This window comes from Streptomyces sp. NPDC127108 (assembly GCF_042677545.1).
In the GTDB taxonomy this organism is placed as follows: domain Bacteria; phylum Actinomycetota; class Actinomycetes; order Streptomycetales; family Streptomycetaceae; genus Streptomyces.
The window spans coordinates 1-19208 of record NZ_JBHXTE010000045.1; the positions used below are offsets into that span (position 1 = coordinate 1).

Here is a 19208-nt window from a genome sequence, read left to right on the forward strand (position 1 = left end):
ACCGAGGACTGGGAGACCGAGTACCTCTCGTACGACATCGCCGCCGCCGTCGTCGACTCCCTCGAACAGGCCGTGGAGCACATCCGGCTGTGGACCTCCGGGCACACCGAGGCCATCGTCACCACCTCCCAGCAGGCCGCGCGCCGCTTCACCCAGCTCGTGGACTCCACCACGGTCGCCGTGAACGCCTCCACGCGGTTCACCGACGGCGGCCAGTTCGGCTTCGGCGCCGAGATCGGCATCTCCACGCAGAAGCTGCACGCCCGCGGCCCGATGGGCCTGCCGGAACTCACCTCCACGAAGTACATCGTGACGGGCGACGGTCACGTCCGGTGACGGTCGCGCGCGGCGCGCGTCACGTCGCGTGACGCCCGCGGGGTAGTGGGGCGTTGAGGGTCACAACCCCCGAATTGCCTTTGCGTCTGCCCAAATTGCCCCGTCCAGGTCTACGCTGGACGGGTGCCGGAGGACGTGGGGGGTTCGCCGTTTCCCGACGGCTGGGAACCCGACGACGACCGCGACCACGGGGGTGCGGACGAAGAGTTCGCCTCCGTGGTCTTCGACGAGGATTTCGTGCGCGCCGCCGAGATCCATGAACCCACCGCGGTGGAGCGGCTGCTCGCCGCCGCCGAGGCCCGCGCCGAGGCGTCCGAGGCCGAGGCCCGCAGGGGCCGCGCCCGCCGCCGCGGCCCGCACGGCGCCGACGGCTCGGGACCGGACGACGACGACTACCTCTACGAGGGCTACGACACCGGCGAGTTCGGCCGCGACGGCGACCTCGACGACTACGACGACCTCGACGACCCGGACTACCTCAAGGACGGCCGCGGGCGCTACGGCCGCCGCGCCGCCAAGGTCCGCTGGCACCGCCCCGTGGCCTGGATGCTCGCCCTCCTGCTCGGCATAGGCATGGTCGCCTTCGCCTTCGCCGCGGTCTACCGGGGGGCGTCGTCCGGCCGCCAGGACCGGATACCCCCGCCCGCCACCACCGAGGTCGAACAGAACGCGGGCCCTGGGGACTCCGGCAGCCCCTCCGCGTCGGCGGAGTTCGGCCAGTCCCCGGTCCCCGCCGAGCCCCGCACCCCCTGAGCGCCGGGCGCGTCCGCCCAGGCCGGACCCACCGAGACCGCCCGCGCACGCCGGCGCCCGCCAACTGGGCTGCGAGCGTGAGGAGTTGTCAGAAGTTGTCGTGTACCAGGGCGTTTACCTGACGGCCCGGAGACCTACCCTGAAGGTATGGGCGGGCCAGGAGAACCACCTGCGGGGACACCCGAGGGCGCTCCCGGTGGTGAGGACGAGTACCGATCCGTCGTCTTCGACGAGTCGTTCGTGCGCGCTGCGCGGCTGCAGGAGTTCTCCGCGCGGGAACGGATGGGCGACCACGCGCGCGCCGTGCGCCGCAGGCCCACCCCCCACCGCCGCCTCTCCCGGCAGATCGTCGTCCTCGTCGTCCTCATCGCCGTCGCCTTCGGCACCGCGATCTACATGGGCGTACGACACCCGTACAGCAGCCCGGCCGCCAAACGCCCCGACCCGCTCCGGATGACCGTCATACCGCTCGCCCCCCAGGGCCGCGTGCCCGGCTCCGCGAAGGTCGCCGACCTGTTCGCCAAGAGCCCCGCGGCGCAGTTCCGCATCGGCGCCGGCGGCATCAACCTGCCCGCGGCCCGCCGCACCGCCCACTTCTCCGAGGGCCAGGTCGTCTCCGCGCTCGCCACGGCCAAGGACTACCTGGTGCAGTCCGCACTCGACCCCGAGGTGCTCATGGGGCGCGCCGTGCGCTCCGCCCGCGTCCTGCTCGACCCCGGCCAGCTCGACCAGTTCGACCGCAGCTTCACGCACCCGGCGGCCGACGGGCGGCACGCCCCCACCGGCTGGCTGGTCCGCTTCGACCGGGCACGGACGGCGCTCGCCGACCCCGGCGTGCGCGTCCAGGGCAGCCTGCGCGCCTCCGAGACCGACAAGGACACCCTCGAGGTCGCCTCGGACCACACCTTCGTGTACGCGCTGCGCCCGGCCCGCGCCGACGCCCGCGCGGCGGCCTCCCTGTTCACCGTCCGGCGCGAGCTGCACTTCCGCTTCGACCGCGACGACCTGCGCATGCACCAGGCCGAGCTGCTCGCCTCCTACGTCCAGGCCGGGCCGCTCGCCTGCGCCGCCGACACCACCCGGCAGCTGCGGCCGCTGCTCGCGGGCGAGAAGGCGAAGGCGGGCGGCCCCGCGGGCACCGACCCGTACGCGACGGGGGACGCCACGGCGCTGTGCGGGACGCTGGCGCGGTCCGCCCAGCCTTCGCTGTGAGTACTCGTTATTCGTTGCCGGACGGCTCGTTGCCGGACGGCCGGTTGCCCGACGGCTAGCTGTCGGACGGGCGGTCCGACGAGTCGTTGGACGCGGAGCCGCCGTTGCCCTGGCCGCCCTGCCCGGTGAACTTCCCGCGCAGCTTGCCGCCCAGGTCGCCCGCGCCGCCCGCGATGTCGTTGACCAGCTTCATCAGCGGGTCCTTGCTGGTGCGGACGTTGTCCGCGTACGACGAAGCGGACTGGCGGAAGGAGTCGCTGACCGAGGTGTCCTTGTCGTCCTCGCGGCGCGGGTAGTGACCGTCCATGATCCGCTGGTAGTCGCGGGTCGCGGCCCACTTCTTCAGCTCGGCGGCGCGCACGGTGGTGAAGGGGTGCGAACGCGGCAGCACGTTCAGGATCTTCAGGACGGAGTCGCGCAGGTCGCCGCCCGCCTCGTACTCCTCGGCCTGCTCCAGGAACGCGTCCACGTTCATCTCGTGCAGGTGGTTGCCGCCCGCGATCTTCATCAGGCCGCGCATCGACGCCTGCAGGTCCTGGCCGACGAGCAGGCCCGCGCGGTCCGCGGACAGCTCGGACTTGCGGAACCACTCGCGCAGCGCGGTCACGATCGCCATGATCGCGACATTGCCGAGCGGGATCCACGCGACCTTGAGGGCGAGGTTGGTGAGGAACAGCAGGATCGTGCGGTACACGGAGTGGCCGGAGAGGGCGTGGCCCACCTCGTGGCCCACCACCGCGCGCATCTCCTCCTCGTCGAGCAGCTCGACCAGGCCGGTCGTCACGACGATGATCGGCTCGTCGAGGCCGATGCACATGGCGTTCGGCTTCGGGTCCTGCTGGACGTACATCGCGGGGACCTTCTCCAGGTCCAGGATGTAACAGGCGTCCCGCAGCATCGTGTGCAGGTGCGCGAACTGGGCGTCGGACACCCGCACCGAGTCCGAGAGGAACAGCAGGCGCAGGCTGCGCTCCGGCAGCAGCCCGCTGAGGGCCTTGAAGACCGTGTCGAAGCCGCTGAGCTTGCGCAGGGCCACCAGGGCCGAGCGGTCCGCCGGGTGCTCGTACGCCCGCGAGGAGATGCCGGGGAAGCGCCTGCGCTGCCGGCTCGGCACGTTCTCCTGTCCGTCCCCCGTGCCGTTGTCGTTGCCGTTGTGCTTGCCGTTGGTCATGCCGCATCCCCCATGTCGTGTCCTCGTTCCTGCCCCCGAGGCGGTCCCCAGCCTAGGCGGAGATACCGTGACAGGGCAGCACACAGAAGGAGTCATCCGCCATGGAGCACATCTCCGCAGCTCACGCCCTCGCCCTGGCCGCCGGCACCCAGGACGAGCCAGGCCTCGGCAACCTGCTGCGCGTCGTACTGATCGTGATGGTGGTGGGCTGCGTCCTGGTGGGCTGGCTGCTGCTGCGCGGGTACCGGAAGGACTGACGCCGGCCGACGTCTGCAGGCCCCCCGGCAGGGCGCCGTGGCCGCACCCCTGGGCCCCGCATACGATGTGCCCAAGTCTTTACCCCGATCCCACACCGGATAGGTCCTGCTGACGATGAGCTTCCACAGCACCGCCGCCCAGTTGGTCACTCTCGCCTCCGAGGGCGGCGAGCACACCGACGAGCACGCGAGCATCAGCCCCTACGTGACCGGCGGCGGCGCCTTCGTCGTGCTGCTCCTGCTGCTCTGGATCACCACCCGCTTCAACCGCGACCGCTGAGCCGTCGCAGCCCGGCCCCGGACGGCTGAGACCGGGGCCTGCCGGTGGGGCCGGTAGTGTCTGCACGCATGGGAGAGCAGGACATGCCTACCGGCCCGCAGGGCGGCCCGGGCTCGGGACCGGCCAGTGCCGCCAAGCGCCGACTCGGCGTCATGGGCGGAACGTTCGACCCGATCCACCACGGACACCTGGTGGCGGCCAGTGAGGTCGCCGCGCAGTTCCACCTCGACGAGGTCGTGTTCGTGCCGACCGGGCAGCCGTGGCAGAAGAGCGACAAGAAGGTCTCGCCGGCCGAGGACCGCTATCTGATGACGGTCATCGCGACCGCCGAGAACCCGCAGTTCTCGGTCAGCCGCATCGACATCGACCGCGGCGGCGCCACGTACACCACGGACACCCTGCGCGACCTGCGCCGCCTCAACCCCGAGACCGACCTCTTCTTCATCACGGGCGCCGACGCGCTCGGCCAGATCCTCACCTGGCGCGACACCGAAGAGCTGTTCTCGCTGGCGCACTTCATCGGCGTCACCCGGCCCGGCCACACCCTGGCCGACCCCGGCCTGCCCGAGGGCGGCGTCTCCTTCGTGGAGGTACCGGCCCTGGCGATCTCGTCGACGGACTGCCGTACGCGGGTCGCCAAGGGGGACCCCGTCTGGTATCTGGTGCCGGACGGTGTGGTGCGTTACATCGACAAGCGCGAGCTGTACCGCGGCGACTGAGCCGAGAGGGGCACCGGTGAACGACCGACAGTACGACCCCTATGCGGGCCAGGACCCGTATGCGGGTCAGTACGCGGGTGACGCGGCGGACCAGTACGAGGTCGTCGGGTACGACGAGTACGGGCGGCCGGTGTACCAACTGGTGCAGCAGCCCCAGGTGCCCCCGCAGGCGACGCCCGGCTACGACACGTACGCCGCGCAGCAGCAGCCGCAGGGGTACGGCTACGACCCGTACGCGGCGGAGGGCTCGACCGGGCAGCAGGCGGCGGTGCCGCCGTCGCCGTACGACACGTACCACTCCGGCGGGGGCGCGTACGACACGCGGGAGCAGACCGGGTGGGTTCCGCAGCAGCAGTCGCACCAGGCGCAGGCGCCCCAACAGCCGCAGCACACGCAGCCGTCGCCGTCGCACCAACAGCCCCCGCGCCAGCGGCAGGCCGAGCCGTCCCCGGAGCGGGAAGCCGGGCCTGAGCGGCCGCACGAGGGCGACGAGGCGCCCGAGTACCGCACCGAGCAGTTCTCGTTCATAGAGGAACCGGACGAGGAATCCGAAGACGTCATCGACTGGCTCAAGTTCACCGAGAGCCGCACCGAGCGGCGCGAGGAGGCCAAGCGGCGGGGTCGCTCGCGCGTCGTCGCGCTCGTCGTCGTGCTGGCCCTCGCCGTCGTCGGCGGCGTCGGCTACCTGTGGTCGGCGGGCAAGCTGCCCGGCGGCTCGGAGGAGAAGTCCGGCGGGGAGGCCGCCGCCGGGCCCCAGAAGCGCGACGTGATCGTCGTCCACCTGCACAACACCAAGGGCGGCGGCACCTCCACGGCGCTGCTCGTGAACAACACCACCACCAAGCGCGGCAGCACCGTCCTGCTCCCCGACTCCCTCGCCCTGACCGGCGACGACGGCAGTGCGACGACGCTCGCCAAGTCCGTCGAGGACGACGGCTCGACCGGCACGCGCGAGGAGATCGACACGGCCCTCGGCACCCACGTCGAGGGCACCTGGCGCCTGGACACCCCCTACCTCAACAACCTCGTCGAACTCGTCGGCAACATCGACATCGACACCAACGCCGACGTCCCCGACCCGAAGTCGAAGAAGAAGGGCGAGGCGCCGCTCGTCAAGAAGGGCGAGCAGCAGACCCTCAGCGGACCGATGGCCGTCGCGTACGCCACCTACCGCGCATCGGGCGAGTCCGAGACCGCGCAGCTCACCCGGTTCGGGCAGGTCATGCAGGGCGTGCTGCGCAAGCTGTCGTCCGACCCGCAGGCCGCGACCGTCACCGTGCAGTCGCTCGCGCAGATCCTCGACCCGTCGCTGAAGGAGAAGGACCTCGGCACCTTCCTCGCGAAGCTCGCCGACCGCGCCAAGGGCGGCGACTACTCCACCGCGCTCCTTCCGGTCCAGGACGACGGGACGCTGACCGAGAAGGCCAGCACGAGCGTGGTCAAGGACGTCCTCGGCGGTGCCGTGAAGAGCCCCGAGCAGGGCGCGGCCGTCCGGGTCGGCGTGCGCAACGCCACCGGCGACAAGGACTCCACGGAGAAGGCCCGCATCGCGCTGGTCAACGGCGGCTACACCTTCGTCGACGGCGGCTCCGCCACGTCCGCGTCGTCGCAGGTCACCTATGCCGACGCGGGCAAGAAGGCGGAGGCGCAGGAGGTCGCCAAGACCCTCGGCCTGCCCACGGGAGCGGTCCGCAAGGGCAAGACGGCTCCGAACGCGGATGTGTCGGTGGTGCTCGGCGGGGATTACTAGGCCCGGACAGGTCCCGGGCAGGCCCGGGACAGGCCTCGGAGCAGGTCCCGGAGCAGGCCCCGGAGCGGTTCTGGCGTGGTCGAAACAATCTTCTGGGGACCCGTGGGCGGTCCGTGAGACCCTTGATGGGTATTGCCCATCTGAAGGAAAGCTCTCTAGTGACCGCCACGGACCGCTCCACCGAGCTCATCACCGTCGCCGCCCAGGCGGCCGCCGACAAGCTCGCGCACGACATCATCGCGTACGACGTCAGCGACGTGCTGTCGATCACGGACGCCTTCCTGCTCGCCTCCGCGCCCAACGACCGCCAGGTCAAGTCGATCGTCGACGAGATCGAGGAGCGCCTCAACAAGGAACTCGGCGCCAAGCCGGTGCGCCGCGAGGGCGACCGCGAGGCCCGCTGGGTCCTCCTCGACTACGTCGACATCGTGGTGCACGTCCAGCACAGCGAGGAGCGTGTCTTCTACGCGCTCGAGCGCCTGTGGAAGGACTGCCCCGAGATCGAGCTGCCCGCCGAGGCCAAGGCCACCCGCGGCAAGGCCGCCGAGTACGCCGACCGGCAGCAGGCCGCCGAGGAGGCCGGAGCCCTGCGCGAGCTGGGCGGTGAGCTGCGGTGAGCAACCGCGGCTGCCGGATCATCCTGTGGCGGCACGGCCAGACCGCCTGGAACCTGGAGCGCCGCTTCCAGGGCACCACGGACATCGAGCTGACCGACGTCGGCCTCGGTCAGGCCCGGCGCGCCGCCCGGCTGCTCGCCTCCCTGAAGCCGGACGCGATCATCGCGTCCGACCTCAGGCGGGCCGCGGCCACCGCCGCCGAGCTGGCCGCCGTCACGGGCCTCGACGTCACCCACGACGAGTCCCTGCGCGAGACCTACGCCGGGGCCTGGCAGGGCCTGACCCACGACGAGATCATCGCCCTGCACGGCGAGCAGTACGCCGCGTGGAAGCGCGGCGAGCCGGTCCGCCGCGGCGGCGGTGAGCTGGAGACCGAGGTGGCCGACCGCGCCGCCCCGGTCGTGCTGCGGCACGCGGAGAAGCTGCCCGACAACGGCACGCTGGTCGTCGCCAGCCACGGCGGCACCATCCGCACCACCATCGGGCGTCTCCTCGGCCTGGAGCCGCACCACTGGGAGAGCCTGGGTGGGCTCTCCAACTGCTGCTGGTCGGTCCTCGGCCAGGGCGCGCGCGGCTGGCGCCTGCTCGAGCACAACGCGGGCACGCTGCCCGAGCCGGTGCTCGGCGACGACGACTAGGGCCGGTTCGACGAGTCGGCGTGTCCCGGCGGAAGCCCAGGTCACAGGGTCCGGGGGCCGGATTTCACATTCGGGCAGGTCGCAGGCTAAAGTTCTTCTTGTTCGCCCGCCGAGCGGGAAGAACACGCGGGGCTATAGCTCAGTTGGTAGAGCGCCTGCATGGCATGCAGGAGGTCAGGAGTTCAATTCTCCTTAGCTCCACTCGCACGACGAGCGGCGTGTGCTCACGGAAAACGTGAGCCGCGTCGCTTTCGTCATTCCCGGCATCTTTCTCATCGGCGCCCTCCCCACCCATGCCCTCCTCACCGGCGTCCTCCTCTCACCCGGACTCGCCGTCACGGCGCAGCCCGCGCAGCCGGGCCATCCGATCCTTCGTCTCCTCGTCATCCGGTGTGTACGCCACGATGCGGCAGTCCGGCATGCCGTTGATCGACAGCGACACCGACGTCATCCGCAGCTCACCGACCGCCTTGTGCCAGAACGTCTTCACCCGTGGCCCCGGCGGCACCACATAGCCGCTCGCCCACAGCCGCGCGAACTCCGGGCTGGCCGCGGACAGTTCCCGGATGAAGGTCTCCCAGGCGGGCTCGCCCACATGCCGGCCGTACTCCCCGCGCAGGGTCGCCACCATCACCGGCAGCTCCGAGTCCCGGAAGACCAGCGGGCAGTGCTTCTCCGGCACGACGAACAGCGTCCACAGCACGTTCTCCACGCCTATCGCCTCGATCGGCGGGACGAGGAAGAGGTCCCTGTAGGCGGGATTGGTGGCGAGGATGTCGTACCGCGTGTTGTAGACCACCGCCGGGTGCGGGTCCAAGGCGTCGATGATGCCCTGTATCTCCGCGCCCACCGTCTCCGCGGCCGCTTCCTTCCGCGCGGCGTACGGCACCTCCGCCAGGTCGTACAGGTGCTCGCGCTCGGCCTTGTCCAGGCGCAGTGTGCGCGCGACGGCGTCCAGGACCTGGGCGGAGGCGTTGATGGGGCGGCCCTGCTCCAGCCACGTGTACCACGTCACGCCCACGCCGGAGAGCTGGGCGACCTCCTCGCGGCGCAGGCCCGGCGTGCGGCGCCGGGGGCCGGGAGGCATGCCCACGTCGGCCGGGGTGACGAGGGCTCTGCGGCCTCGCAGGAACGCGGCCAGCTCGGGGCGGCGGCGGGGGGCGGTGGATGTGGGCGCGGGTGCGGGCAGGGGGCCGGGCGTGGTCGTGCCCGTGGGTGCCGTGCGGGCGGGCCGTGCCGCGCGTGCGGGCCGTGCCGCGCGTGCGGGCGGTGTCGTTCGTGCGGACGGCACCGTGCGTGGTGTCCCCGTCATGTCCATCGTCGTCACGTCCCCCATCGTCCGTCCCCGTCCCGGCCCTTGCCAGGTGCTGCCAGTACCAGCATCGGCGGGCTCTCACTACCTGTACCCGCCCGCGACCACGCTCGGGGCATGACGACTACGACCCCACCCGCGGCGACCTCCGCCCCAACTCCTGCGTCCAGTAAAGCCCCTGGCACTGACATCCGCCCCGGACGGCTCCTCGCGGTCGTGCTCACCGCCCAGTTCATGGCCCTGCTCGACGTGTTCATCGTCAACGTCGCCGCGCCCACGATCCGCGAGGAACTGCACGCGTCCGGCGCCGGGCTGCAACTCGTCATCGCCGGGTACACCATCACGTACGCCGTCCTGCTGATCACCGGAGCGCGCCTCGGCGAGCGCCTCGGCCACCGCCGCGTCTACCTCGTCGGGCTCGCCGTCTTCACCGCCGCCTCCCTCGCCTGCGGGCTGAGCCAGAGCACCGGTCAGCTGATCGCCTTCCGGCTCCTGCAGGGCGCGGGCTCCGCCGTCCTCATCCCGCAGGTGCTCAGCCTGATCCAGCGGAACTTCACCGGCGAGGCACGGATGAAGGCGCTCGGCGCGTACTCGGCGGTCCTTGCCACCGGCGCCGCCGCGGGACAGGTCGTCGGCGGCGTCCTCGTCAGCGCCGACCTGTTCGGCACCGGCTGGCGCCCCGTGTTCCTGGTGAACGTGCCGGTCGGCGTGGCCCTGCTGTTCGTCGCCGCCCGGGTGCTGCCCCGCGACGACCGGAGTGACGCGGGCCGGGCGCGCGGGCTCGACCTGCCGGGGCTCGTGCTGCTCGCCGCCGCCGTCTCGGCGTTCACGGTGCCGCTCGTCCTCGGCGAGCAGGAGGGCTGGCCGCTGTGGACCTGGGTGTCCCTCGGCGCCGCCGCCGTGCTCTTCGCCCTGTTCTGCTGGTACGAGGCGCGGCTCGCCCGGCGCGGTGGGGCGCCGCTGATCTCGCCGCGGGTCCTGCGGGTGCCGGGCATGGGCCTCGCCGTGTTCCGGCTCGCCGCGGTGATGGCGGTCAACTCCGGGTTCCTTTTCGTGCTGTCCCTGCACGTCCAGGGCGGCCTCGGCTACAGCGCGCTGCGCGCGGGGCTGACGTTCGCCCCGTCCGCGATCGTCTTCGGAGTGGTCGGTCTGACCTGGCGCAAGTGGCCGGCGGCCCTGCAACGGGCGCTGATCCCGGGCGGGTTCGCCCTCGCGGCCGTGTCGTGCGTCGCGGTGGGCCTGCTGCTGCGGGACGGAGACGACGGTGGGCTGTGGCTGTACGTGGCGTTCGTGGGCGGCGGCCTCGGCCTCGCGCTGGGATTCAGCCCGACCCTCACGCGCGCGCTCGCGACGGTGAATCCCGAGGACGCGGCGGACGCCAGTGGCTTCCTCGCCACCGTCACCCAGCTGGGACAGCTCACCGGCGTCGCGGTCTTCGGCGCGATTTTCCTCGCCCGGATTGAGTCGCAGGGGGCTCCTGGGGCGTATTCATCGGCGGACGCGCTCCTGGTGAGCTTCTACGCGCTCGCCGCGGCGGCCGCCCTGGGGGCCGTGTCCGGACTGGTACGTATGCGTCGCTGACCGTCTCGCCGTGGTCGTGGCAGAATCGACGGGGCCGGAAGGGGACTGCACCAAAGCGCCGACGGTGACCCGACGGGAGGGAGAGCGCGATGCCTTCGAGCATCCTCGAAGAGGCCGGGGGCCTCTTCGAAGTGGCGGACATACAGGTCGGCGATGCCACGCTCCTCCACTGCCCTTCCTGCGGTTCGGCCCACGTGGCTCAAGTCCTCGGCGACAACGGCGGAGTCAGTTACGTGTGCACCGCCTGCGGCCACAGCTGGAGCTGATCGATGGGTGCACACAGGCGTAAATGCGACTGGTGCGGCAGTGGTACGCCGATCGTCCGCGACATGGAGCCGGTCAACCCGGACTACCAGTACTGGTGCGAGGAGTGCGCGCGGGCGCTGATCATAAAGGGCGACCCCATCGAGACGTACCGCGAACTCGAAGGGGAGCCGATCTACGGCCGCCTGCTCGACGAGCACTGCACCCTCAAGCGCTTCTACTCGTTCGCCACCGCCTGAGGCGTCCGCGAGCGCCTGAACCCCCCTGCCCGGCCGCCCCGGCCTCCGCGCCGCTGCCCTGATCCCGTGCGCGGACGGCCCAGGGCGACGGCCGCGGCGACGGCGAGGAAGCCGAAAGCGGCCAGCGGATAGATCGCCGACAGCGTCATCTCGCCAAAGTTCTGGTCGAGTTCACGCCGTCCATGGCCGTGCGGCACCCACCACAGCGCGTACGAGCAGAACGCCAGCACGAGGCCGCCCGCCACCGCCCACCGCCCGCGGCCGCCCCACCGCGCCGCACGCGTCCACAGCAGCAGCGCCATCGGCACGCACCACACCCAGTGGTGCGACCACGACACCGGGCTGACGAGCAGCGCGGTCGCCGCGCAGGCGACCACGCCCCAGGCCAGGTCCCCGCGCGCCGCCGCGGCCACCGCCACGGCGAGCCCGGCCACGCAGACCGCCGCCGCCCCGGCCGCCCACCAGGCGCCGGGCTCCGGCGTGTGCAGCAGCCGCGCGAGGACGCCGCGCACCGACTGGTTCGCGGTGTTCTCCCCCCGCCCGGCCCTGCTGGTCTCGAAGACCACCCGGGTCCAGAAGTTCCGGGAGTCGTCCGGCAGCACCACGGCCGCGCCCAGCGTCGCCCCCAGGAACGCGCCGGTGGCCACGCACGCGTGCCGCACGGGAGGCCGCCACGCACCGTGCCGTATCCCCGCCACGGCACCCACCAGGAGCAGGAAGACCGCGAACAGGCCGGGCGTCAGCTTGATCGCCGCGGCGATCCCGATGCCCACGCCCGCCCACCGGTGGTCCGGGCGCCGCGTGAGGCCCCACAGCACCAGCACGGCGAGCAGCAGATTCACCTGCCCGTAGCGCAGCGTCGTCCACACCGGCTCCGCCCAGACAGCCACCGCCGACACCCACAGGGCGGTCTCCACGCGCGCGTGCCGCCACGTTCCCACCAGCCGCAGGGACAGTCGTACGAAGGTGAACAGGAGCAGCAGGTTCCCGAGCGTGGCGAGCGGGCGCAGGTCCGCCGGAGCCAGCAGCGTCAGCGGTGTGAACAGCAACGCCGCGAACGGCGGGTACGTCATGGGCAGGTCGTACTCGGTGGCACGCAGCGCGTAGAGGTCGGCGCCCGTACGCACGGCGAGGCCCTCCGCGCGGTAGACGGACAGGTCGATCATCGAGACGTCGGCCGCGCGCTGAGCGGCCCAGAAGAGGACGAAGGAGAGCGCGCAGACCCCGGCGGCCAGGGGCACACGGCGGCGGACGACAGCGGTGGCGATCACGGACACGTGGTCGGACCGTAGTGACCTCGGGTGTCCGGGACGGAAACGATTTGGTGGACCACGGGGGTGTGCGTGTAATGTTTGCGGAGCCGCCGGGGAAACCGGGCGGAGCAGCAACAAGGGGCTATAGCTCAGTTGGTAGAGCGCCTGCATGGCATGCAGGAGGTCAGGAGTTCAATTCTCCTTAGCTCCACAGCAGATGAGCGGGCCACCCGAATCGGGTGGCCCGCTTTTCGTTTGGGGAGCCCCGGGTGTGTGCCCGGGGCTTCCCTCGTACAGGCTGTTCAGCCCGCCCTCGCCTCCCTCACCGCCCGCTGCCGAGCGCCCTGCGCCCGCGGCCCCGCGGCAGCATCGGCAGGCCCGCCGACGGCGCCTGCGCCGGGATCGCCGCGGGGGCCTCCTCGATGCGCAGGGCCAGCGCGGGACAGCGGCGCACCGCGCGCTGGGCACGCGCTTCGGAGTAGCGCGGTACGGCGGCCTCTGCGACCGCGGGGAAGCCGTCCGGTCCCAGCTGGATCAGCTCGGGCACGATGTCCGCGCACAGGCCGTGGCCCTGGCACAGCGTCCAGTCGACGGCGAGCTTGCGGCCGCTCGACGCCTCCCCCTGGGGGCTGTCGTCCTGGAGCGGCAGGACGCCCTCCACGGGACGCCCGCACCCGTCGCCCAGGACGTGCGCGGCCAGATCGTCGGTGAACGCCGCGATCGTCGACTCCAGGAACGCCGCCGAGCCGTCCGGATGCTTGCACGCACCCCGCCGCTTCACCGCCCGCGTCACCTCGCGCAGCGCCTCCAGAGCGGTGGGCCCGCCACCGTCCAGGACATCGGCGAGCCCGCGCGCGGCGGCGGGGAGCCCCAGATAGCAGGGCCCGCACTGACCGGCGCTCTCCGCCGCCAGCCAGTTCGCCACGTGCAGGGCCTCGCCCAGCGGACAGGTGCCCGGTCCGAGCGGCAGGATCGCGCCCGCGCCGAGCGCGCCCCCACAGGCCTCCAGGGCGGCCCGGGACACGACCGCGTCGTGCGCGGTGACCGTGTCCAGCCACTTGCCGTGATAGCCGCCCGTGAGCACGCCCTGCGGCAATGGGGGGGCACCGGCGAGCTGGAGAACGTAGCGGAGGGGCACGCCCGTCGGGACCTCCAGGACCATCGGCCGGGCGACGGCTCCGGAGAGGGTGAGGAGCACTGTGCCCGGCTCGTCGCGCAGGCCCGTGCGCCGGTAGCGCTCCGCGCCGATGCGGGCGGCGACAGCCAGCTGCGCGAAGGTCTCCGCGTTCGACAGGAGCGTCGGCGCGCCGCCCACCCCGGAGTCGGACGTGCGGACCTTGCGCCCCGGAGGCAACGGTGGTCCGCCGTCCGCTGAGCGCACCAGGGCCGAGGACTCACCGGTGACCATGCGCACGGGATTGCGCTGCACGCGCGCGCGGAGGATCGATCCGCGCCGGTTGCTCAGACCGCGCTCGGCGAGCGCCGCCTGCATCGAGGCCTCCGTGGAGTCCCGTGTCACGCCGACGACGAGCGTGCGCGCGCCCAGCGCCTCGGCGGCGAGCAGCGCGCCGTCCAGGATGAGGTGCGGGGCGCGGTTGATCAGCACAGTGTCCTTGCGGCACGCGGGCTCGTCCTCGCTGCCGTTGATGACGACCACGGGCCGTACGCCCCGTCGGATCGCGGCCTCGGCGACGGCCCGCAGCTTCTTGGCGAACGGGAAGCCCGCGCCGCCGCGGCCACGCAGCGAGATCTGCTCGGCCAGCGTGGCGAGCTGCTCGCCCGCGATGGGTTCCAGCGGGCCGTGCACCTTGAGGTGCATGGCCAGGTCGAGCCGCTCGACCAGATCGAAGCCCGAGGTCAGCAGCGGAAGCCCGACGACGCGGACTTCGGGGACATCGGGCAGTGACGCGTTCACTTGCTGCCTCCGGTGGACGCGTTCCAGGGTTCGCCGCTGCTGGGCGCCTGGAAGGGGCCGGGTAGCTGTTGGGTGGCGGGGCCGTCGTCGTACACGGGGTCGTGCAGGGGGTCGTGTACGGACAGGGGATCGTGCAGGGGCGGGTGGTAGGCGGGCTGGGGGCCGGTGTCGTACGAGGCGTCGTACGGGTCGGCGTCCCCGGAGCCGAAGCCCCTGTCTCCGTAGTCGTGCTGTGTGTCCTGGGAGTCGCGAAGACCGCCACCGCTGCCCGTCGGCCCGTGACCGATGTCCACGGAGTCGTACGTGCTCGCTACGGAGTCGTAGTCGTTGTCTACGGAGGCGTGCGGGAACGGGGCCGAGGGCGCCTCGGCCGGAGGGGGCGGGGAGGGGGCCGGCCAACGGGGGGCCATGGTGGGCAGGACCTCGGTCGGCTGGAGGTCCGGCGGCAGCGACGAGTCGGGGTCGGAGGGGGCGGCCAGCGCGCGGTAGGCGGCGGCGATGCCGACGACCGGGGGCTGGTCGGCCGAGGCGGCGGCGCGGCCCGAGGCGGTGCCGGGCAGGGGTGCCGAGGCAGTGTCCCGGGTGGGCGCGGGGGCCTCGCGGCGGCGGGAGCGGTCGGGCGCGGGCCGGGCGTCGGGGTCGAGGAGGGCGAAGATCCGGGCGGCCACCTTGCGCTTGACCGGACGCGGCGCCGCGCGCAGCGCCACCGCTCCGGCGACCGCGACCAGGCACAGGCAGTACAGGACCACCACCCACGGCTTCGGGGGGCGGCCCGCGTACAGGCCGTGGATCAGGGCCGCGCACCAGGCCGGGTAGGCCAGCATGTGCAGCGCACGCCACCGGGACGCGACCTGGACCGGTGAGGCGAAGGCGCTGCGCAGGGCGCCGGTGACGCTGGTGGTGATCATCAGGAGCCCGGCGAGCGAGCCCAGACCGATGAGCCCGTCGCTGCCCGTGAACCCGAGCCCGAAGGGCACCAGGGCGCCCACCGCGGAGACGTGGTCGAGGGCGAGCTTCACGGTGCCGTGCAGCAGCAGGAAGCCCACGGACGCGATCGCCGTGGCCCGGTGCACGGCCTGGGCGAGCAGGCGCTGGCGCGAGCGCAGGAAGAGCCGGTCGGAGGCGACGAGGCCCCACATCACCGACGCCGTCAGGGCGACCAGCGACAGGACGCCGGTGGTGAAGTCGAGGGCGGCGCGGAAGTCGTCGCCTCCCGCGAACACGAGCAGGGGTATCAGCAGCAGTGCGGCCGTGGTGACGATGCCGCGGGCCGCTCTGCTCGGCGCGCGGAAGGAGGGGAACGCCGGTGCCGAGGGCGGTGCGGGCGGCGGGAAGGGCGCGGACGCCGGGGAGGACCGCCGCGGCGAGGGGGAGCGCCGCGGCGGCGCTGCGGGGGGCGTGGGGCTTCCTCGGCTCTTGCGGTGCGGATTCAGAGGGTTCATGGGGGCGACTCCGAAGTGGTTCGGTCGCCGCATGCTAAGTCGAGCCATACCGATGGGTACGTGGTTTGAGTTATTGCGTTGTTATCAAAGCGCGACTCGATCTTGGTGTTGCCCCGATAGTGGGCGGTACGCGGAGTAATCCTTGGCCATGGGTGGGGTTCCGGGGGCAACCGGGCGTCACACGCGCGGGGTTCCAGAGAGTGCCGGGGATACGGACAAAGCGCGTGGCCCGGCTCCGGAGCGCTGCGGTACCCTGACGCCATGCGTGCCGTACGCCTTCTGCTTAGCGGGCCGCGCTGATCAGTCCCGACCGCCCAGTGAGCGCGGTCGGAATCGGCGCGGCGTCCCCTCCTGTGCGAGGGGCATTTTTATTTGGCCGTCCGGCCATTTCTGCAGGCAGAGACGATCGATGGAGCTTTGAGGACCATGAGCGAGACGAATTCCTCCGCCACTGCTGAAGGCGCGGCGGGCGCGGGAGGCGCCACCGCCGCCGAGGCAGCCGCCCCGCACCGCTACACGGCCGCCCTGGCGGCCGAGATCGAGGCACGCTGGCAGGACTTCTGGGACGCGAACGGCACGTACGAGGCGCCCAACCCGAGCGGCGACCTGGCCGGGGACCCGGCCCTCGTCGCACGCCCCAAGAAGTTCATCATGGACATGTTCCCGTACCCCTCGGGTGCGGGCCTGCACGTCGGCCACCCCCTGGGTTACATCGCCACCGACGTCTTCGCCCGCTTCCAGCGCATGACGGGCCACAACGTCCTGCACTCCCTGGGCTTCGACGCCTTCGGCCTGCCCGCCGAGCAGTACGCCGTGCAGACCGGCACGCACCCGCGCGTGTCCACGGAAGCCAACATCGAGAACATGAAGGCACAGCTGCGCGCCCTGGGCCTGGGCCACGACAAGCGCCGCTCCTTCGCGACGATCGACCCGGACTACTACAAGTGGACCCAGTGGATCTTCCTGCAGATCTTCAACTCCTGGTACGACGACGAGGCGAAGAAGGCCCGCCCGATCGCCGACCTGATCGCGCAGTTCGACAGCGGTGAGCGCGCCGTACCGGACTCCACGCGCGCGTGGAGCGCCCTGGACGCCAAGGAGCGCGCCGACGTCCTGAGCGGCTTCCGGCTGGCGTACGCCTCCGACGCCCCCGTCAACTGGTGCCCGGGCCTGGGCACCGTCCTGGCGAACGAGGAAGTCACCGCCGACGGCCGCTCCGAGCGCGGCAACTTCCCCGTCTTCAAGGCCAAGCTGCGCCAGTGGAACATGCGCATCACCGCCTACGCCGACCGCCTGCTGGACGACCTGGACGCGCTGGACTGGCCCGAGGCCATCAAGCTGCAGCAGCGCAACTGGATCGGCCGCTCCGAAGGCGCGCGCGTCGACTTCCCCGTCGGCTCCGAAGGCGACGCCATCACCGTCTTCACCACCCGCCAGGACACCCTGTTCGGCGCCACCTACATGGTCCTGGCGCCCGAGCACGAGCTGGTCGACACCATCGTCCCGGCCGCCTGGCCCGAAGGCACCCACGACGTGTGGACGGGCGGCCACGCCACCCCCGCCGAGGCCGTCGCCAAGTACCGCGCCTTCGCCGCCGCCAAGTCCGACGTCGAGCGCCAGGCCGACGCCAAGGAGAAGACCGGCGTCTTCACCGGCGCGTACGCGACGAACCCCGTCAGCGGCGAGCAGGTCCCGGTCTTCATCGCCGACTACGTCCTGATGGGCTACGGCACCGGCGCCATCATGGCCGTCCCCGCGCACGACTCCCGCGACTTCGCCTTCGCGCGCGCCTTCGAGCTGCCGATGCGCTGCGTGGTCGATCCTTCCACGGCATCTGACAGCGGCTCCGCCGCGGGCCGCGGCACCGACCCGTCCGCGTGGGACGACTCCTTCGACTCCTACGAGGCGAAGATCATCGGCTCCTCTGGAGCCGACGTCACCTTGGACGGCCTGGTCGTCGTCGAGGCCAAGGCCCGCATCACCGAGTGGCTGGAGCGCAAGGGCATCGGCCGGGGCACCGTCAACTTCCGTCTGCGCGACTGGCTGTTCAGCCGCCAGCGCTACTGGGGCGAGCCCTTCCCGATCGTCTACGACGAGGACGGCGTGGCCCACTCGCTGCCCGAGTCCATGCTGCCCCTGGAGCTGCCGGAGGTCGACGACTACTCCCCGCGCACCTTCGACCCGGACGACGCGGACACCTCTCCGGAGACCCCGCTGTCCCGCAACGGGGACTGGGTCAACGTCACGCTGGACCTGGGCGACGGCCCCAAGAAGTACCGCCGCGAGACCAACACCATGCCCAACTGGGCCGGTTCCTGCTGGTACGAACTGCGTTACCTGGACCCGCACAACGACCAGCAGCTGGTCGCCCCCGACGCCGAGCGCTACTGGATGGGCCCCCGTGAGGGCCAGCCCACCGGCGGCGTCGACCTGTACGTCGGCGGCGCCGAGCACGCCGTACTGCACCTGCTGTACGCCCGCTTCTGGTCGAAGGTCCTGTTCGACCTGGGCCACATCTCGTCCGCCGAACCGTTCCACAAGCTGTTCAACCAGGGCATGATCCAGGCCTACGTCTACCGCGACAGCCGTGGCTTCCCGGTCCCCGCCGCCGAGGTCGAGGAGCGCGACGGGGTGTTCTTCTTCGAGGGCGAGCCGGTCAAGCGCGAGCTGGGCAAGATGGGCAAGTCCCTGAAGAACGCCGTCACTCCGGACGAGATCTGCGAGGAGTACGGCGCCGACACGCTGCGCCTGTACGAGATGGCGATGGGTCCCCTGGACGTCTCGCGTCCCTGGGACACCCGCGCGGTCGTCGGCCAGTACCGGCTGCTGCAGCGCATGTGGCGCCTGATCGTCGACGAGGCCACCGGCGAGGTGACCGTCACTGACGCCGAGCCCGACGAGGACACCCTGCGGGCGCTGCACAAGGCGATCGACGGCGTCCGCCAGGACCTGGACGGCATGCGGTTCAACACCGCCATCGCCAAGATCACCGAGCTGAACAACCACCTGACCAAGGCGGCGGGCCCCGTGTCGCGCTCCGTCGCCGAACGCCTGGTGCTGCTGGTCGCGCCGCTGGCCCCGCACATCGCCGAGGAACTGTGGCGCAAGCTGGGCCACACCGACTCGGTCGTCCACCAGGACTTCCCGGTCGCCGACCCCGCGTACGTGGTGGACGAGACCGTGACCTGCGTCGTGCAGATCAAGGGCAAGGTCAAGGCCCGCCTGGAGGTCCCGCCCACCATCTCCGACGAGGAACTGGAGAAGGCGGCCCTGGGCGACGAGCGCGTGGTCGCCGCGCTGGCCGGCGCGGGCATCCGCAAGGTCATCGTGCGGGCGCCGAAGCTGGTGAACATCGTTCCTGCGTGAGGGGCGATGTGGTCTGGCCGGGGTGGTGTGGCCGGGCCGAGCTGATCGGCTGAGCTGATCTGCCGGGCTGCCGGGCTGCCGGGCGGCTGGGCTGACTGGTCCG

General features: G+C 71.9%; 17 protein-coding genes, 2 tRNA genes and 1 pseudogene. 15 read left to right on the forward strand and 5 right to left on the reverse strand.

Going from position 1 to position 19208, the window contains the following annotated elements; genetic code table 11:
• The 3 genes and pseudogenes from ACFVHO_RS31370 to ACFVHO_RS31380 all read left to right on the forward strand — a co-directional run.
• A pseudogene (locus tag ACFVHO_RS31370) lies at positions 1–336 on the forward strand (gamma-glutamyl-phosphate reductase); the annotation flags it as partial.
• Between the two features lie 123 nt (positions 337–459).
• Positions 460–1089 carry a hypothetical protein gene (locus tag ACFVHO_RS31375; protein WP_385722012.1) on the forward strand — a complete coding sequence of 210 codons (630 nt, stop codon included), beginning with the start codon at positions 460–462 and terminating at the stop codon, positions 1087–1089.
• A gap of 147 nt (positions 1090–1236) precedes the next feature.
• Positions 1237–2301, forward strand: a complete 1065-nt coding sequence (locus ACFVHO_RS31380; RefSeq protein ID WP_385722014.1) for a hypothetical protein — start codon at positions 1237–1239, stop codon at positions 2299–2301.
• Positions 2302–2356: 55 nt separating this feature from the next.
• Here ACFVHO_RS31380 and ACFVHO_RS31385 read toward each other — a convergent pair whose 3' ends face one another.
• Complete coding sequence (locus ACFVHO_RS31385) at positions 2357–3472, reverse strand: M48 family metallopeptidase (RefSeq protein ID WP_385722017.1); 1116 nt, start codon at positions 3470–3472, stop codon at positions 2357–2359.
• 101 nt (positions 3473–3573) lie between these two features.
• Here ACFVHO_RS31385 and ACFVHO_RS31390 point away from each other — a divergent pair, with 101 nt between their 5' ends.
• The 7 genes from ACFVHO_RS31390 (at position 3574) to ACFVHO_RS31420 (ending at position 7934) form a co-directional block, all read left to right on the forward strand.
• Positions 3574–3729: a hypothetical protein gene (locus ACFVHO_RS31390; RefSeq protein WP_385722020.1), complete on the forward strand. Its 156-nt coding sequence runs from the start codon at positions 3574–3576 to the stop codon at positions 3727–3729.
• Between the two features lie 115 nt (positions 3730–3844).
• The gene (locus ACFVHO_RS31395; RefSeq protein WP_385722022.1) at positions 3845–4009 is read left to right on the forward strand and encodes a hypothetical protein; all 165 of its coding nucleotides are present in this window, start codon (positions 3845–3847) and stop codon (positions 4007–4009) included.
• A 68-nt stretch (positions 4010–4077) separates the two neighbouring features.
• On the forward strand, positions 4078–4728 hold the full coding sequence (nadD, locus tag ACFVHO_RS31400) for a nicotinate-nucleotide adenylyltransferase (RefSeq protein ID WP_385722025.1): 651 nt from the start codon (positions 4078–4080) through the stop codon (positions 4726–4728).
• A gap of 16 nt (positions 4729–4744) precedes the next feature.
• A complete protein-coding gene (locus ACFVHO_RS31405; protein ID WP_385722028.1) occupies positions 4745–6478 on the forward strand; it encodes a LytR C-terminal domain-containing protein in 1734 nt (577 codons plus the stop codon).
• A gap of 158 nt (positions 6479–6636) precedes the next feature.
• On the forward strand, positions 6637–7095 hold the full coding sequence (rsfS, locus tag ACFVHO_RS31410) for a ribosome silencing factor (RefSeq protein ID WP_030362627.1): 459 nt from the start codon (positions 6637–6639) through the stop codon (positions 7093–7095).
• Complete coding sequence (locus tag ACFVHO_RS31415; RefSeq protein ID WP_385722031.1) at positions 7092–7733, forward strand: histidine phosphatase family protein; 642 nt, start codon at positions 7092–7094, stop codon at positions 7731–7733. Before rsfS ends, ACFVHO_RS31415 begins: the two co-directional genes overlap by 4 nt.
• Before the next feature lie 128 nt (positions 7734–7861).
• Positions 7862–7934: transfer RNA gene (locus ACFVHO_RS31420), tRNA-Ala, on the forward strand.
• Between the two features lie 118 nt (positions 7935–8052).
• On the opposite strand, the gene ACFVHO_RS31425 is transcribed toward ACFVHO_RS31420, so the two are convergent.
• Positions 8053–9069, reverse strand: coding sequence for a helix-turn-helix transcriptional regulator (locus ACFVHO_RS31425; RefSeq protein ID WP_385722034.1), 1017 nt, complete (start codon positions 9067–9069; stop codon positions 8053–8055).
• Between the two features lie 93 nt (positions 9070–9162).
• On the opposite strand from ACFVHO_RS31425, the gene ACFVHO_RS31430 reads away from it, so the two are divergent.
• The 3 genes from ACFVHO_RS31430 (at position 9163) to ACFVHO_RS31440 (ending at position 11129) form a co-directional block, all read left to right on the forward strand.
• Entirely contained in the window at positions 9163–10626 is a 1464-nt protein-coding gene (locus ACFVHO_RS31430) for an MFS transporter (protein ID WP_385722037.1), read from the forward strand.
• 89 nt (positions 10627–10715) lie between these two features.
• Entirely contained in the window at positions 10716–10892 is a 177-nt protein-coding gene (locus ACFVHO_RS31435) for a hypothetical protein (RefSeq protein ID WP_190113686.1), read from the forward strand.
• A 3-nt stretch (positions 10893–10895) separates the two neighbouring features.
• Positions 10896–11129 (forward strand): hypothetical protein, encoded by a 234-nt coding sequence (locus tag ACFVHO_RS31440; RefSeq protein ID WP_016643127.1) that lies wholly within the window; start codon positions 10896–10898, stop codon positions 11127–11129.
• Here the strand turns inward: ACFVHO_RS31440 and ACFVHO_RS31445 are convergent.
• Positions 11108–12406: a glycosyltransferase 87 family protein gene (locus ACFVHO_RS31445; RefSeq protein ID WP_385722041.1), complete on the reverse strand. Its 1299-nt coding sequence runs from the start codon at positions 12404–12406 to the stop codon at positions 11108–11110. The genes ACFVHO_RS31440 and ACFVHO_RS31445 overlap by 22 nt on opposite strands.
• Before the next feature lie 114 nt (positions 12407–12520).
• Between ACFVHO_RS31445 and ACFVHO_RS31450 the strand changes: the two genes are divergently transcribed.
• A tRNA-Ala gene (locus ACFVHO_RS31450) sits at positions 12521–12593 on the forward strand.
• A gap of 111 nt (positions 12594–12704) precedes the next feature.
• Here the strand turns inward: ACFVHO_RS31450 and ACFVHO_RS31455 are convergent.
• The gene (locus ACFVHO_RS31455) at positions 12705–14297 is read right to left on the reverse strand and encodes an NADH-ubiquinone oxidoreductase-F iron-sulfur binding region domain-containing protein (protein ID WP_385722044.1); all 1593 of its coding nucleotides are present in this window, start codon (positions 14295–14297) and stop codon (positions 12705–12707) included.
• Positions 14294–15739, reverse strand: a complete 1446-nt coding sequence (locus tag ACFVHO_RS31460; protein WP_385722047.1) for a cytochrome b/b6 domain-containing protein — start codon at positions 15737–15739, stop codon at positions 14294–14296. The genes ACFVHO_RS31455 and ACFVHO_RS31460 overlap by 4 nt, the downstream gene beginning before the upstream one ends.
• A gap of 426 nt (positions 15740–16165) precedes the next feature.
• Between ACFVHO_RS31460 and leuS the strand changes: the two genes are divergently transcribed.
• On the forward strand, positions 16166–19105 hold the full coding sequence (gene leuS / locus ACFVHO_RS31465; RefSeq protein ID WP_385722050.1) for a leucine--tRNA ligase: 2940 nt from the start codon (positions 16166–16168) through the stop codon (positions 19103–19105).
• The last annotated feature ends 103 nt before the right edge of the window (positions 19106–19208 follow it).